The organism is Actinomycetospora termitidis (assembly GCF_030286555.1).
Classification (GTDB): Bacteria; Actinomycetota; Actinomycetes; order Mycobacteriales; family Pseudonocardiaceae; genus Actinomycetospora; species Actinomycetospora termitidis.
In genome coordinates this window covers 687,277-701,786 of record NZ_JASVWF010000001.1, presented here as the reverse complement: position 1 = coordinate 701,786, position 14,510 = coordinate 687,277, and the positions used below count along the sequence as shown (strand labels likewise).

Annotated in this window: 15 protein-coding genes; 7 read left to right on the top strand and 8 right to left on the bottom strand. The window is 75.7% G+C overall.

Annotation, left to right across the window (positions count from 1 at the left end):
- Positions 1–29: 29 nt before the first annotated feature.
- On the top strand, positions 30–548 hold the full coding sequence (locus tag QRT03_RS03430; RefSeq protein WP_286051087.1) for a hemerythrin domain-containing protein: 519 nt from the start codon (positions 30–32) through the stop codon (positions 546–548).
- Between the two features lie 7 nt (positions 549–555).
- Here the strand turns inward: QRT03_RS03430 and QRT03_RS03425 are convergent, their stop codons facing one another.
- Positions 556–2,208, bottom strand: coding sequence for a hypothetical protein (locus QRT03_RS03425; RefSeq protein ID WP_286051085.1), 1,653 nt, complete (start codon positions 2,206–2,208; stop codon positions 556–558).
- A 285-nt stretch (positions 2,209–2,493) separates the two neighbouring features.
- Between QRT03_RS03425 and macS the strand changes: the two genes are divergently transcribed.
- The 3 genes from macS (at position 2,494) to QRT03_RS03410 (ending at position 5,177) form a co-directional block, all read left to right on the top strand.
- Positions 2,494–3,678, top strand: coding sequence for a MacS family sensor histidine kinase (gene macS / locus QRT03_RS03420; protein WP_286051084.1), 1,185 nt, complete (start codon positions 2,494–2,496; stop codon positions 3,676–3,678).
- A gap of 34 nt (positions 3,679–3,712) precedes the next feature.
- Positions 3,713–4,387, top strand: coding sequence for a response regulator (locus tag QRT03_RS03415; protein ID WP_286051083.1), 675 nt, complete (start codon positions 3,713–3,715; stop codon positions 4,385–4,387).
- An 85-nt stretch (positions 4,388–4,472) separates the two neighbouring features.
- Positions 4,473–5,177 (top strand): VC0807 family protein, encoded by a 705-nt coding sequence (locus QRT03_RS03410; RefSeq protein WP_286051082.1) that lies wholly within the window; start codon positions 4,473–4,475, stop codon positions 5,175–5,177.
- Here QRT03_RS03410 and QRT03_RS03405 read toward each other — a convergent pair.
- On the bottom strand, positions 5,174–5,740 hold the full coding sequence (locus tag QRT03_RS03405; protein WP_286051081.1) for a PadR family transcriptional regulator: 567 nt from the start codon (positions 5,738–5,740) through the stop codon (positions 5,174–5,176). The two genes, QRT03_RS03410 and QRT03_RS03405, sit on opposite strands and share 4 nt — an antisense overlap.
- A 73-nt stretch (positions 5,741–5,813) precedes the next feature.
- Here QRT03_RS03405 and QRT03_RS03400 point away from each other — a divergent pair, with 73 nt between their 5' ends.
- Positions 5,814–7,196 carry a carotenoid oxygenase family protein gene (locus QRT03_RS03400; protein ID WP_286051080.1) on the top strand — a complete coding sequence of 461 codons (1,383 nt, stop codon included), beginning with the start codon at positions 5,814–5,816 and terminating at the stop codon, positions 7,194–7,196.
- Here the strand turns inward: QRT03_RS03400 and QRT03_RS03395 are convergent.
- From QRT03_RS03395 to QRT03_RS03370, 6 genes are all read right to left on the bottom strand, one after another.
- Positions 7,193–8,008 (bottom strand): SirB1 family protein, encoded by an 816-nt coding sequence (locus QRT03_RS03395; protein ID WP_286051079.1) that lies wholly within the window; start codon positions 8,006–8,008, stop codon positions 7,193–7,195. The two genes, QRT03_RS03400 and QRT03_RS03395, sit on opposite strands and share 4 nt — an antisense overlap.
- Positions 8,009–8,041: 33 nt before the next feature.
- Positions 8,042–9,595: an N-acetylmuramoyl-L-alanine amidase gene (locus QRT03_RS03390; RefSeq protein WP_286051077.1), complete on the bottom strand. Its 1,554-nt coding sequence runs from the start codon at positions 9,593–9,595 to the stop codon at positions 8,042–8,044.
- A gap of 100 nt (positions 9,596–9,695) precedes the next feature.
- Complete coding sequence (locus tag QRT03_RS03385) at positions 9,696–10,358, bottom strand: EcsC family protein (protein ID WP_286051075.1); 663 nt, start codon at positions 10,356–10,358, stop codon at positions 9,696–9,698.
- 99 nt (positions 10,359–10,457) lie between these two features.
- Positions 10,458–10,754, bottom strand: coding sequence for a hypothetical protein (locus tag QRT03_RS03380; RefSeq protein ID WP_286051074.1), 297 nt, complete (start codon positions 10,752–10,754; stop codon positions 10,458–10,460).
- A 30-nt stretch (positions 10,755–10,784) separates the two neighbouring features.
- On the bottom strand, positions 10,785–11,111 hold the full coding sequence (locus QRT03_RS03375; protein ID WP_286051072.1) for a hypothetical protein: 327 nt from the start codon (positions 11,109–11,111) through the stop codon (positions 10,785–10,787).
- A gap of 254 nt (positions 11,112–11,365) precedes the next feature.
- Positions 11,366–12,022 carry a hypothetical protein gene (locus QRT03_RS03370; RefSeq protein WP_286051071.1) on the bottom strand — a complete coding sequence of 219 codons (657 nt, stop codon included), beginning with the start codon at positions 12,020–12,022 and terminating at the stop codon, positions 11,366–11,368.
- A 142-nt stretch (positions 12,023–12,164) separates the two neighbouring features.
- Between QRT03_RS03370 and QRT03_RS03365 the strand changes: the two genes are divergently transcribed.
- Positions 12,165–13,685 (top strand): carboxylesterase/lipase family protein, encoded by a 1,521-nt coding sequence (locus QRT03_RS03365; protein WP_286051070.1) that lies wholly within the window; start codon positions 12,165–12,167, stop codon positions 13,683–13,685.
- 163 nt (positions 13,686–13,848) lie between these two features.
- Positions 13,849–14,508: a pentapeptide repeat-containing protein gene (locus QRT03_RS03360; RefSeq protein WP_286051069.1), complete on the top strand. Its 660-nt coding sequence runs from the start codon at positions 13,849–13,851 to the stop codon at positions 14,506–14,508.
- Positions 14,509–14,510 lie beyond the last annotated feature (2 nt).

The window sequence follows — 14,510 nt, the reverse complement described above, 5'->3', positions numbered from 1 at the left end:
GCGGACCACCACACGAAGGAGTTCCGAGTATGTCCGCGGACATCACCGAGATGATCCTCGACGACCACGACTGGTTCCGTCGGCAGTTCCTGCTCCTCGCCGAGCTGCGGGACGACACCGACCGGCTGGACGAGGCGGCGAGGATCTGGGACGAGCTGGCCCGCCACCTCGAGGTGCACGCCTCCGCCGAGGAGCAGCACTTCTACCCGTCGATGGCCCGCCGCGCCGACGACGAGGACGCCTCGGCCACCGAGGACGCGGTCGGCGACCACGACGACATCCGGGCCGGGGCGCGCAAGGCGTTCGACCAGGAGGTCGGCAGCGAGCAGTGGTGGGCCGCGATCGACGAGTGCGACAAGGCCAACAACCACCACATGTCCGAGGAGGAGAGCGACGACCTCGCGCCCTTCCGTCGCGTCACCTCGCTCGCCTTCCGCCAGGAGCTCGGCGCCAAGTTCGAGCAGTTCAAGTCCGAGCACGCGCACGCCCGGGGCCTCGACTTCGCCGACAAGGACCCGGACGCCTACGTCGAGGCCGTGACCTCGTAACAGGCCTCTAGAGGCTGACGACGCCGGCCCCGATCCCGGCGAAGGCCGCGCTCACCTGGTCCGGGCCGAGCACGAGGACGCCCGCGGCCGCCAGCACGGCGACCAGCAGCAGCACGACGAGCACGGGCACCGCCCCCCGCGGTGCCCGCCGCTCGGGCTCGACCGGGATCGGCTGCGGCGCCGTGTCCGGGCCGCGTCGACGGCCGGCGGCGACCGCCGTGCCGCCCGAGGGCGTCCCGGTGGACGGGGCCGCGTCGTGCTCGTCGAGGTCGGGGAGCGGCAGGGGGCCGGAGTTCCCGGGCGGGGCGTCCGAGGTCGGACGCGCCTCGTGCGGGCGGGCGCCGGCCAGCGCGGCGTGACCCTGGCCGCCGCCGTTGACCGCGGGGCGGGTGCCGGCCTCCGCGGGGTGCGTCAGCAGCCCGGCGCCGCTCCCGAACGCCTCGTCCGGGCCGCGCTGCGCCTGCACGGGGGTGGAGGGGACCCGGGCGGCCGGGATCGCGGGCGCCTCGTCCACGCCGGGGGCCTCGACCTCCACCGCGGTCCGGTCCGCGGCCACCAGGGCGTCCTCGCGTCCGGCCCCGGGCAGGGGCAGGCCGCGCGGCGGGGTGCGGGACCCGTCGTCCCCGGCCGCCTCCGCACCCGCCACGGCACCGACCCCGACGGGCGCCGGGGAGCCGCCCAGGCCGCGTCGCGACCGGATCGCCTGCGCGCCGGACGCGGCACGGGCCGCCCGGGGCCGGGCGGGCAGGAGCAGGGCCGCCATCCCGAGCACACCGTCGGTGGGGTCGCGCGGGAGGGCGAGCGCCGCGTCGCCCCCGTCGGTCAGGGCGGCGAGCCGTCGCGCGAGCGGGGTGGGCCGGTCGGCGAGGACGTGCACCGGGCCCGGCCCGGCGTCGTCGGGCCCGGCCGCGCGCTCGATCTCGTCGACCGTCTCCCGCAGGGCGTGCTCCACGAGCTGGTCGAAGACCGCACGCTCGACCGTCACGGTGTGGCCGTCGGACCCGACCCGGGCCTCGTCGGCGTCGCCGTCCGCGAGCAGGGCGCGGGCGCGGCGGACCTCCCGTCGCAGCCGTGCGGCGCGACCGCGCGCGTCGGAGTCCTCGCGGGCACCGGGCCGAGGACCCCCGTGGTCGCCGGAGGCCGGGTCGAGCGAGTGCAGCTGGGCGCGCACGACACCCAGGAGCAGCTGGTCCAGGCGGGTCCCGGTGGCGACCGGCCCGCGGGCGCCGATCTCGGCGCCGTCGGCGGTCCGCCGCACCGGCCACGCGGTCAGGGCGCCGTCCCGGGCGTCGAGGACGACGGCGCGGCCCCCGACCGGGACGCCGGCGGCGATGCGCTCGCCCACCAGTGCCACGGGGCCGGGCAGCCACGACGGCGCCGGCAGCCCGACCAGCGCGGTCGCCTCGGCGATCTCCTCGAAACGGCGGCGCTCGGTGTCGGGCGGGGTCGCGACGACGAGGCGCGCCGGCGGCGCGGCACCGTCGAGCAGCGCGGTGAACGCGTCGGCCAGGCGGTCGACGCCGTCGACGTCCGACCCGGGGTCGACGGTGACCGTCCGCGGACGCCGCGGCGCGCCCTCGGCCCCGGTGGCCGCCCGGTCCACCTCGACCGCGACCAGCTCCGACGGCGTCACCTCGACCGCCATCACCCAGCTGCTCACCCGGCCTCCTCCTCGTTCCCTCGATCCGCCCCCGGACTCAGACCCCAGTCGCACCGCGAGCGCCGTCCACGGTAGTGCGGTGGTCCACCTCCCCCACCACCGGTGACGGCCCCGCCACCGCCGATGGGACGTTCCGGACATCGGGCCATGGTCGCCGTCACACCCGTGCGGCATGCTGACGCGGTGCAGGCCCGGGGCGACGCCGGGCCGCCCGGTGGGGGGACGCGACCGCCCCGGAGGAATGACGTGGCCGGGGCAGCCCGGTGGACACGGGGGAGAACGCCGGTGGCTCCAGGGGCGCGGTCGTCCGGGGTCGGGACGGCATCGGCCACCCGGCGGCACGGGCAGGGCGGGCGGGGCGCGACCGTCGACGTCCACGCCACGCTGCTGCCGCTGTGGCGTGGGCTGGTCCTCTACCGCGTCGTCGCGCTCGCCTACGCGGCGGCGAACGTCGTGCGGTTCGCCGAGGCCTACGTCCGCCCGGCCCTCGGCGTCGGGGTGGTCGTGTTCATGGCGGTGTGGACGCTGGTCACCTCGGTGGCCTACCTGCGCGGGGCGCGCCGGCTCGCGGTGGTCGACCTGCTGGTGACCATGGGCACGACGATGACGACCGTCCTGGTCGACGACCCGGCGCGCATCGCCTCGGGGCAGCCCGTGATCACCACCGTGTGGTCGGCCGCGGCGGTGCTCGCCGTCGCGATCGCCTTCGGCATCCGTCCCGCGGTCGCGGCCGTGGTCGCGTCGGTGGCCGCGCTCGCGTTCACCCGCCGGGCGCTCGACGCCGCCCTCCTGTCCGACACCCAGCTGCTGCTCGTCGCCGGGGTCGCGGTCGGGTTCGCGTCGGTCGCGATGCGCCGCTCCGCCCAGCGCCTGCAGGAGGCGATCGCGACGGAGGCCGCGGCCGCGGAACGCGACCGGCTGGCCCGCGACATCCACGACGGCGTGCTCCAGGTCCTCGCGCTCGTCCGCCGGCGCGGCCCGGCGCTGGGCGACCCGGACCTGGTCCGGGAGGCCGCCGAGCAGGAGGTCTCGCTGCGCCGGCTCATCACGCGGGGCCCGCCCGGGCTCGACGGTCCCGACGACGAGCCCGTCGACCTGGGCGCGGCGGTCGGCGCGACGCTGCCCGCCCGGGCCGTGCTCGCGGTGCCGCCCGAGCCGGTGGACGTGCCCGGTGGGCTCGCCCGCGCGATCGTGGCCGTGGTCCGCGAGGCGGCGGCGAACGCGGACGCCCACGCCGGCCCGGACTCCGGCCTGTGGGTGCTCGTCGAGGACGAGGACGACGCGATCACGGTGACCGTCCGGGACGACGGCCCCGGGATCGCCACCGGCCGGCTGGAGGCGGCCCGCGAGGAGGGACACCTCGGCGTGGCGTCCTCGATCCGCGGCCGCACCGCCGAGATCGGTGGCACGGCGGACCTGGTGACGGCGCCCGGGCAGGGCACGGAGTGGGAGCTGAGGTTTCCTCGATGACGGACGCGGAGACGCAGCGGAGCGGAGCTCGACCATGACGGAGGACGCGGTGCGGGTGATGGTGGTCGACGACCACCCGATGTGGCGGGAGGGCGTGGCCCGGGACCTGGGCGAACGCGGCTTCGACGTGGTCGCGACGGCGGGCGACGGGGCGGCCGCGGTCCGCATCGCCCCGGCGGTGCGGCCCGACGTCGTCGTGATGGACCTGCAGATGCCCCACCTCGACGGGGCGGGCGCCACCGCGGCCATCCTGGCGGCCCTGCCCGGCACCCGAGTGCTGGTGCTCTCGGCGAGTGCCGAGCACGGGGACGTCCTCGGGGCGGTCAGCGCGGGGGCGGCGGGCTACCTGGTGAAGTCCGCGCAGGTCGCGGAGCTGGCCGACGCCGTGCAGCGCACCGCGGACGGGCAGGCGGTGTTCGGTCCGGAGCTGGCGGGCCTCGTGCTCGGCGAGTTCCGCCGTCGGGACGCGGCGGCGAAGCGGGAACCGGAGCGGCAGGCCTCCGGCGAGCCCGCCCTGACCCCGCGGGAGACCGAGGTGCTGCGGCTGGTCGCGAAGGGGCTCACCGCCCGGCAGATCGCCGACCGGCTGTCGCTCTCCCACCGCACCGTCGAGAACCACGTGCAGAACGCCCTGCGCAAGCTGCAGCTCACGAACCGCGTCGAGCTGACCCGCTACGCGATCGAGCAGGGACTCGACGCGGACGCCTGACCCTCCGGCCTCGACATGTCATCATTGACATGTCGGAGGTGACAGGTCCAAGCTCCTCGGTACATCCCGCACCGAGGAGCCCACCATGACTGCCACCGCCGACCCTCTGACGGTCCCCGCCACCCCGGCCCGGGGCAGCCGACTCGGCCCGCTCGTGGGGCTCGCCTGGGACGTGGGCCTGCCGCTGGTCACCTACTACGCGCTGCACGCCGCCGGGACCTCGGACTGGACCGCCCTGCTCGCCGCCACGGGCGCGGCCGGCGTCCGGCTCGTGTGGGTCGCGGCCCGTACCCGCCGGATCACGTGGTTCGGCGCGCTGATGTTCGCCGTGTTCGGCATCGGGCTCGCGCTCGCCTTCGTCGGTGGTGACCCCCGGTTCCTGCTGGTGAAGGACTCCTTCACCACGGGCGGGGTCGGCCTGGTGTTCCTCGCGAGCCTGCTCGGGACCCGACCGCTGACCTTCTCGGCCTACCGCGCCTGGCAGCCGACGGAGGCCGCGGAGCTCGACGCGGTCTGGGACGACGAGCCCGGCGTGCGGCACACCTTCCGGGTCAGCGCCGTCGTCTGGGGCCTGGGTCTGCTCGCCGAGGCCGGCCTGCGCGTCCCGCTGATCTACGCCCTCCCGCTCGACGTCGCGGTGGGCGCCTCCACCGCGCTGCAGGTCGCGGCGTTCACGCTGCTCGGCGGCTGGAACGCCGTCTACGCCTATCGGGCGCAGCAGCGCTTCGCAGGAGACGGGGCGCAGCCGAGCTCGACCGTCGATCCGGCGGACGACGGGAGCACCGACTAGGCCGGGGCGTTCCCGACGGCGGGTCGGGCGTCCTGCTCCTGCGACGCCGCGAGCCGGTCCAGCGACCAGGCCGCCCAGGCGGCCACCGCCTCGTACTGGCGCAGCCCGTACTCCCCGGCGAGCCGCCCGAACGGCAGGGTGTCGACGCCCTCGTGCTCGTCGAGGTCGTCCATCACCGGGCGCAGCCGCTCGACCTCCGCGGTGCAGTGGTCGGCCACCGCCTCCAGGTAGCGCCGCGCGTCCTCCGGTTCCAGGGCCTGGACCAGGAACATCCGCAGCACGGTCTCGTTGCGCACCGCTCCCTGCTCCGGCGGGTCGAGCAGCCACCGACGCAGCTCCGCCCGCCCGTCGTCGGTCAGGACGTAGCTCTTGCGCCCGCGGGGGCCGGTCGACTCGACCGCGACGAGGCCCGCGTCGGCCATCTTCACCAGCTCGGGGTAGATGCGGGTGTGACCGGCCTGCCAGGCGTAGCGCCCGAGGTCGCCGTCGAAGGACCGGGTGAGGTCGTAGCCGCTCGCCGGCCCGTCGGCGAGCAGACCCAGCAGGGCGTGGCGCAGCGACATGCGGGCGACCCTACCCTCCACCCTCGACATGTCAGTATTGACATGTCGAAGAGGACAGGTTCAGGCTGAGGTCATGACGGAGACCGCGGACCGCCCCGTGTACCTCGCCGGGCGGTACGCCCCGGTGCCCGACGAGATCGACGCCGTCGACCTCCCGGTGGAGGGCACGCTCCCGCCCGAGCTGGACGGCCGGTACCTGCGCAACGGCCCGAACCCGCTCCCGGGCGAGGACCCCGGCCACTGGTTCCTCGGCCACGGGATGCTGCACGGCGTCCGGCTGCGGGGCGGTCGGGCGGAGTGGTACCGCAACCGGTGGGTGCGCACCGGGGCGCTCGCCGGCCGCAGCATGCTCGGCCCGGACGGGGTCGACCTCACCGCCGTCGTGGCGAACACCCACGTCGTCGAGCACGCCGGTCGACTGCTCGCCCTGGTGGAGGGCGGCCTGCCGTACGAGGTCGACGCCGACCTCGGCACCGTCGGGCCGTGCGACTTCGACGGCCGGCTGCACACGGCGATGACGGCCCACCCGAAGACCGACCCGGACACCGGGGACCTGCACTTCTACGGCTACTCGCCGGTGGCGCCGTTCCTGACCTACCACCGGCTCTCCGCGGCCGGCGAGCTCGTCGTCTCCCGGCCGGTGGAGGTGCGGGGGCCGACGATGATGCACGACGCGGCCATCACCGCCCACCACGTCGTGTGGCTCGACCTGCCGATGACGTTCTCGTGGGAGCGGCTGGCGCAGGGCATGCCGTTCGGCTGGGACGAGGGCTACGGCGCCCGGCTCGGCGTCATGCGCCACGACGACCCGACCGCGACGGTGCGGTGGTTCGAGATCGAGCCCTGCTACGTCTTCCACGTCGGCACCGCCCACGAGGACGCGCAGGGCCGGATCGTGCTGGACGCCGCGCGCTACGCCCCGGCCGACGCCGTGGCGATGTGGTCCGGCGACCGCGCCGCGACCTCGAGCGCCGCCCTCGGCCGCGACGCGGCCTCCCGCGCGGCGGCGACGGGAGCCGCACGGATGCACCGCTGGACGCTCGACCCGGCGTCGGGACGGGTCACCGAGACCCCGCTCGCGGAGCGGCCCGTGGAGTTCCCGACGCTGTCCGACGCGCTGGTCGGCCGCGACGCCCGCTACCGCTACGCCGTGTCCTCGGCGGGCGGGCGGCACGCGATCGTGAAGCTCGACGTGCACGCGGGCACGACGACGAGCCACGAGCTGGGCGCCGACGTCGCGGCCGGGGAGGCCGTGTTCGTGCCCGCCGCGGGCGGCACCGCCGAGGACGACGGGTGGCTGCTGACGATTACCACGAGGGTCGACGGCTCGGCGTCACAGCTGCTGGTGCTGGACGCGTCGGACGTCACCCGTCGGGTGGCCGCGGTGACCCTGCCGCGCGGCGTCCCGGCGGGCTTCCACGGGAGTTGGGTGGCTTCGCCAGGTGAGGCCACCTAGTTGAGGTGCGCCCGCCAGACCCGGGCGGCGCGGGCGAGGTCGGCACCCCGCCGCGGGATGCGCTCGCGCCAGGTGTCGAGCAGCCGGGCGGCGTCGAGGTACTCGCCGCGGTGCCCCATGGTCGCGGCCAGCTCGACGACCTCGTCGGCGGTCACACCGGGTAGGTGCAATCGCGCCTCGAGCACCCGGCGCAGTTCGGGCACCCGGCCCGCGGCCCGGTGCACGATCCGCAGGTTGGTCAGCATCCGCACCAGCACGGCCTCGGTGGTGATCGGGGCCAGCAGGTCCGCGTGGAACGGGATCCCGGGGTTCGCGCCGGTCGAGGCGACGAACAGAGCGCGGCAGTCGGCCTCGTCGAGCAGGGTCCCGGTGAAGGGGTCGACGTACCAGGCCGAGCCCGCGGGATGGACGAGGAAGTGGCCGGGCATGCCGATCGGCTCGACCGTGAGCCCCGCCCGGCGGCCGACCTCGATCACGACGACGGCCAGCGTGATCGGGATGCCCAGCCGGCGCTCCAGTACCTCGACCAGCGAGGAGTTCCGCGGGTCGTAGTACTCGTCGCGGTTCCCGCGGAAGCCCTCCTCGGTGAACAGCCGCACGACGAGCTCGTCGATCCCGCCGATCCCGGTCGCGAGGCGGTCCAGCTCGGCCAGGGCCGCGTCGACGTCGGCGTCGGGCCGGGCCAGACGGGCGACCTCCAGCGCGGCCCGGTCCAGCGGCGGGTCCCCGGCCTCGACGAGCGCGGCGAACCGGGCCACGGCGTCGGCCGACCCGTGCGGGTCCGGCGTCGGCTCCTCGGGGTCGGCGGGCACGCGCGCATCCTCCCCCGCGCGGCCCGCCCCCGCTCAGCTGGGCGTGATCTCGGTCGCCCCGGTCGTCCGGTCCCACCGGAGCACACCGTGCTCGAAGGCCTGCGCGCGTCCGGTGGACGTGCCGAACTCCTCGCCGGTCGGCAGCCCCAGGTCCGAGCGCTCGGCACCCCGGGCCCGCCACGCGTCGCGGACCGGACCCGCCACCTCGTGGGCGCCGGTGTCGGGCGACCAGTACAGCGAGCCGTGCGCGAAGTCGGCGAACCGGCCGCGGCCGTCGGAGGTGGGCTGCTCGACGCGGTCGGGCTCCCCGAGACCCGGCCGGTCCGTCCACGCGGCGCGGACGTCCGTGCCCGCGGCCGCGACCAGCTTGGTCACCTCGGCGCGGATCGTGTCCATCGCGGCGAACCCGGCGTTGCCCGGGCAGGCGGTGTTCCCGACGTCGCGGTGGGCGAAGACGGCGTCGACGGTCGCGTCGTTCCCCTTGGCGAACTTCGAGGTCCCGCCGCCGTTGGAGGTCAGCGTGACCTTCGCGGCCGCGTCCCGGTACATCCCGCCGAGCTTCCAGGCCGCGAGCTTCTCGACGGAGGTCAGCGTGGCCGGCGTCGGCGCGGTGTCGGAGAGGTTGCCCATCATCGCGATGCCGAACGTGTCCCGGTTGAAGCCCCCGGCGTGCGCGGCGACGACCGGCCGGTCGAGCCCGCCGGCGCGCCCCTCGAAGATCGTGCCGTACTTGTCGACCAGGGCGTTGTAGCCGATGTCGCCCCAACCGTTCTGCTTCGCGTGGTAGGCGTAGATGCCCCGCACGATCGCGGCCGACTGCTCGGGGCTGTAGTCGTTCGACTCGGCGGTGTGGTGGATGGTCACGGCCTTCGTCGTCGGCGAGTACTCCGGCGGCCACGTCATCATCGACTCGTCCGCGCCCCACTGGGCCCGCGTGACGTAGGCCGGGGCGGGCGGCGCCCCGTCGCGGGCGGCCGTCTGCCGCTCCCGCGCGCGGGCGCCGATCGCGTCGTCGTTGGCCGAGGTCCCCGGGTCGATGCGCTGGACGCCGAGCCCGGTGGTCACCGGCGCCCCGCCGCGGGTCGCGCGCACCTCCACCGCGTTCCGCTCGCCGACCCACACCGGGTCCGTGCCGCCCTGCGACGTCGCACTGCGGGCCGCGGTCCCGTCCCGCTCGTCGTCGTTGGCGTCCAACGGCAGCCAGGCGCCCCACGCCCCGCTGTCGTCGGTCGATCGCAGCGCCACCGAGTCCGGGTCGGGCCCGGTCCAGGTCACCGCGACCAGCTGCAACGGGGCCGCAGAGCGCGCGACCTGCGTCCCCGTGCCGTCCCGCCCCTGCGGGCTGAGCGGGACCGGCGAGATCGACGGGTCCCCGGCGTCCGCGGGCGGCAGCGTCGCCGCCGGGAGCGAGGACACCGCCGTCGCGCCCGGGGGGGCCGCCGCGGTGACGGCCACCGCCGCCGGGGCCGCCACCGCGAGGGCGGTGAAGGCCCCCAGCCCGAGCAGCACCCGGCGGAGCCGGCGCCGCGGCGGAGCCGTCGGGACGACCCGCCGTCGGGCACTCGTAGGCGACCACCGCGACGTCATCCGTCGTCCTCCACTCCACCGTCGTTCCGCGCCGGGGAGGACTGTGTCACCCACATGCGCCCCAGGAGTGCGGCGACGCACCCCCCGGGCGGGTGATCTTCTATCCGGAGCGGTCCCAGAAGACGACGTCGGCGTAGGTCGCGACCGAGCGGGTGGTGATGGAGTCCGCGCCCGCACCGATGGGCCCGGAGACGACGGGGATCAGCTTGGTCAGGTTGAGGACGCCGCGGCGCCCGGCCCGGCTGGCCAGGCGGTAGCCGATGCGCCGGTCGAGCTGCTCGCGGACCTCGACGGGCAGGCGCCGCAGGCCGGTGAGCAGCGAGACCTCCTGGAGGTCGATCCCGGTGCGCTCGGCGAGCTCGGAGCCGTCCGCGCCGAGAACGCAGAGCAGGACCGCGGTGCGCACCACGGGGTCGGTGAGGTCGTGCCCGCGCGCGTGGGCGATCGCGGCGGCCAGGCGGGTGCAGACCAGGTAGAGCCCGGTGGCGCCGGCGGGCGCGGTGATCAGCATCGTCGCGGCGCCGCCGAGGCTGGTGAGCAGCCCGGAACTCGCGGCGAGCCGGACGTGCGCGGAGATCAGACGGCGGACCGCGGCCTCGACGTCGCCGTCGACCTCGGCCACCGCGTCCTCGGCCACCTGGCGGGCCGGGTGCCAGGGGCCGGCGCCGCCGATGCCGCGCCGCAGCAGTTCCCCGGAGAGCCGGTCGCCGCCCGGGGAGTCCGTCGCCGGCGGGCCGCCCGCGGGGATGTCGGGGTCCACCACCCCGTCAGCCTGTCACGGATCCGGACGGCCCGGGACGGCCGACGGCCCGGTCCCCTCGCGGGTGACCGGGCCGTGGGACGTGCCGCGTGCGCGCTCGCGTCAGAGCACGTCCGCGATCAGCGAGTTCCCGCTGATGTTGTTGTTCAGGATGTCGTTGCACAGGATGTTGGCGGCGTTGAGGCCGCCCACCGGGGCCTGCGCGACGGCGCCCACGAGGCCGCCGCTGTCACTCTGGTTCGCCGCGGTGGCGGTGCCACCCTGCGCCGAGCAGGTCTGGCTCGGGGCCGGGGCGGGCCGGGGCCCGTGGTCGTCCTGGTGGGCGGACGCGAACGGCGCGACCGCCACGAGGCCGGCGGCGACACCGAGGGTCACCATGGCGGGCTTGCGGATGTCCATCTCGTCTCCTCCTTCTCCGTCGTCGGTCGCTTACAGGCCCAGCAGGCCGAGCAGGTCGAGGCCGTCACCCAGGACGGACACGTCGACGACGTTCTGGCTGAGGTTGTCGTTGAGGATCGAGTTGCAGACGATGTTGGCGGCGTTGAGGCCACCGACCGGCGCCTGGACGACGGCCCCGACGAGGCCCTCGCTGTCGCCGCGGTTGGCCGCGGCGGCGTCGCCGCCGGCGACGGAGCAGGTCGACGACGGCCCGCCCGGCTGCGGGGCGCCGTGCGACTCGGTGGCCGACGCGAGGGGGGCGAGGGCGACGAGGCCGGCGGCCACGCCGACGCCCGCGATGCCGAGCTTCGCGATCATGGGGATCTCCAGTGCGTTCGAGGGGAGCGGTGCCGCCCGGGGCGGCGTCGTGCTCTCAACGAGGTGCGCCGGAACGTCGTGACCCTCCGCCACCGGAAGGCGGCAACAGTTCCCCTCGTCGTGCACGGACGGCCGGACGGAGTCACGTCCGGACACGGACGGAGACCGGTGTCCCCACCGGTGTGAGGCTGCGGTGAGCCACTCGACCGTGCCTTGCGAGCACGGAGGGCAGTCGGCCCGGCGCTTCGATGTCGTCAGTTCGGGTTGGACGCAAGGAGATCGAGTGCTGCTCCGAGATCCCCGGCCCACGGCTCGTCACGGTCACGGTCCGCGGCCCGCTCCAGTCGTTCCCGTTGGGGGCGGGCGCGGGTCCAGGCCACCACGATCTCCTCGACGCGGGCGCCGTAGTGCGCGTCGATGATCAGCTCGGCGAGGTGGTGGTCGGCGCTCGCGGTGTCCTTGTACTCCCAGATTCCGAGCAGGCGGGACGGTCCGTCACCGAGCCCCGAGGCGTCGTCGAGGAAGGACGTGGCCGTCGCGACCGGCAGGTCCACGAACGGGCCCGGGTGCCGGTCGAGCAGGGCGACCCAGAGCGTGTCGACGAAGTCCCGTACGGCGGCGCGTTCCCGGGTGGTCCAGCTCTCCCAGAACACCGCGATCCGGGACAGGACCGAGTGCAGGTCCACGCGGTCGTCGGTGACGACCGCCCGGAGCAGCCAGGGGGTCAGGGCCCGGACGTCGTCCGGGGCCCCGATCGTCGTCCCGAGACCGAGCGCGAGGGCGAGCGGATCGGCGTCGGCCAGCACCACCGGGCCCTGCCGCGGCGTGCAGCTCTCCAGGACGTCCCGGGCCGGGTGCGCGACGAAGGCGGCCTCCACCTGCCACAACGCCGCTGCGACCTCCGCCTCCACGTCGGCGATTCTGGGGGTTGACAAGGCGACACGCCCCACTGATCGGGCGCTTCCCACCTGATGGTGTCACTCTTCGTGATCCTGCGTACGGCCGAGCGGGGAACGCCGTCGCGGTCCGTCCTCCGCTGGCAGAGTGGCGGGCGTGGAACGCACGCGTACCGATGTCGAGGTCCTCACGACGGCGGGAGCGGTGCGGGGTCGCGAGCGCGGCGGGCTGCTGTCCTGGCGCGGGATCCCCTACGCCGCCGCGCCGGTCGGCCCGCGCCGCTGGCGGGCGCCGGCACCGGCCGAGCCCTGGTCGGGGGTCCGTGACGCCACGACGTTCGGCCCGGTGCCACCCCAGGAACGGACCGGGGAGTTCCTCGGCGCCGGCAAGGACACCCCGATGGACGAGGACTGCCTGACGCTGAACGTCGTGGCGCCGTCCGCCCCGTCCGAGCAGCCCCGGCCGGTGATGGTGTGGTTCTACGGGGGCGCGTTCGTCGTCGGCGCGGCGTCGGCCTCCACGTACCGGGGCTACGGCCTCGTCCGGACCGGCGACGTCGTCTACGTCAGCGTGAACTACCGCCTCGGCGCGCTCGGCTACCTGGACTTCTCCGCGTTCGGCTCCGAGGAGCGGCCGATCGAGTCGAACCTCGGCCTGCGTGACCAGCTCGCCGCCCTGCGGTGGGTCCGCGACAACATCGCCGCGTTCGGCGGCGACCCGGACGACGTGACGATCTTCGGGGAGTCCGCCGGCGCGATCTCGGTGACGACGCTGATGACGGTGCCTTCCGCCCGCGGCCTGTTCCACCGCGCGATCGCCGAGAGCTCCGCGCCCGGCGTGGCCTACTCGCGCGAGCGCGCCGGGGCGTGGGGCGGGCGCTTCGTCGAGGAGCTCGCGCACGTGATGGGACGCAGCGGCGATCCCGTCGGCCTGCTCGACACGGCCTCGACCGACCAGCTCCTGCACGCGGCCCGGCGCTTCCGGCACGTCGCCGACGAGACCCCGGGCGTGCTCATGACGGCGCCGGTGGTCGACGGCGACCTGCTGCCGGAGGCCCCGCTCGACGCGTTCGCGGCCGGGCGCAGCCACCCCGTGCCGCTGATCATCGGGACGAACGACACCGAGGGCCGCCTCTTCGAGCTCCCGGGCCTGCGGATGGACCTGATGGTCACCGACGAGCGGGCCGACGCCGTGTTCGCGGCGACCCAGCCCGAGCTGCGCGACCAGGTCCTCGCCGCCTACCGCGGCACCCCGCACCGGCGCGACCTCGGCGGCGACTACCTGTTCTGGTACCCGTCGGTGCAGGTCATGGAGGCGCACAGTGCAGCAGGGAACGCGGTGTACGCCTACCGCTACGACCTGGCCCCGCGCCTGATGCACCTGCTCGGGCTCCGCGCCACCCACGGCGCGGAGCTCTACGCGGTGTTCGGCCTCGGCGGATCCCGGTTCTCCAGGGTCATGACGGCGTTGGGCGGGCGCCGGGCGCTCAGCGTGATCTCCCGCAGTGTGCGGCGCGACTGGACGACGTTCGCCCGCACCGGTGCCCCCGCCTCCCACTGGCCGCGCTACACCGTCGAGGACCGCCTCACCCGGATCATCGACGCCCACGACCGCATCGAGTCCGACCCGCGCCGCGGTCGCCGCCTCGCCTGGGCGGGGTACCGGGGCTACCGGTAGGAGGGGGTCCGGCACACGCCGAGTGCGACACCACGCAGGTCCCGCGCCCACCGAACCTGCCCCACGCCGCACTCGAATGGCGCGGGCGAGAGCAGATCGGCGGGCCGCCGTCCGGCACGGGGGCCGGGATCGACGGGCCGGCGGCCGGAGGACGATGGCCGTCGTGCGTGAGGTGACCGGCGCGGAGCTCGCGCAGCTGCTGGCCGAGGGCGGGACGGTGCGCGACGTCGCCACGGAGGAACCCGACCTGCACGGGCTCGACCTCTCGGGGATCACGCTGGAGAACTGCCGGCTGACCGGCGCGGACCTGCGGGGCGCCACGCTCGACGGGGCGACGGTCCGGGGCGGGTCGCTGGCGGGGGCGTTGCTGATCGACGCGGACCTCACCGACACCGTGTTCGACGCCGTGGACCTCTCGCGGATCCGGCTCACCGGCGCGCTGCTCACCGAGACCCGGTTCGCCGACTGCCGCATGATCGGCGCCGACCTCGCGGGGCTGCGCGGACTCGCCGTCTCCTACCGCCTCGACGGCTCCAACCTGGGCCTGGCCAACCTCCAGGACGTCGTCTGGCGCCGGGTGCACCTGCGCGGCGTGGACCTCTCCGAGGCCGACCTGCGGGGCGCCGACCTCCGCGAGGCCGTGCTCGTCGACTGCGTGCTCCGCGACGTCGACCTCGGCCACACGCGCCTCGGCGGGGCGGACCTGCGCGGTGCGGACCTCGGCGAGCTCACCGAGGACGCCTCGCGCACCCTGCGGGGCGCCATCGTCAGCGAGGCCCAGGCCGCGGACGTGTGCCGGGCCCTGGGCCTCGTCGTCGGCTGACG

Bases quoted from the DNA above. Each gene is read 5' to 3' on its own strand.
- QRT03_RS03430 (WP_286051087.1), top strand. From the start codon at position 30: ATGTCCGCGGACATCACCGAGATGATCCTCGACGACCACGACTGGTTC.
- QRT03_RS03415 (WP_286051083.1), top strand. From the start codon at position 3,713: ATGACGGAGGACGCGGTGCGGGTGATGGTGGTCGACGACCACCCGATG.
- QRT03_RS03375 (WP_286051072.1), bottom strand. From the start codon at position 11,111: ATGATCGCGAAGCTCGGCATCGCGGGCGTCGGCGTGGCCGCCGGCCTC.
- QRT03_RS03405 (WP_286051081.1), bottom strand. From the start codon at position 5,740: ATGTCGCTGCGCCACGCCCTGCTGGGTCTGCTCGCCGACGGGCCGGCG.
- QRT03_RS03390 (WP_286051077.1), bottom strand. From the start codon at position 9,595: ATGACGTCGCGGTGGTCGCCTACGAGTGCCCGACGGCGGGTCGTCCCG.
- QRT03_RS03400 (WP_286051080.1), top strand. From the start codon at position 5,814: ATGACGGAGACCGCGGACCGCCCCGTGTACCTCGCCGGGCGGTACGCC.
- QRT03_RS03410 (WP_286051082.1), top strand. From the start codon at position 4,473: ATGACTGCCACCGCCGACCCTCTGACGGTCCCCGCCACCCCGGCCCGG.
- QRT03_RS03380 (WP_286051074.1), bottom strand. From the start codon at position 10,754: ATGGACATCCGCAAGCCCGCCATGGTGACCCTCGGTGTCGCCGCCGGC.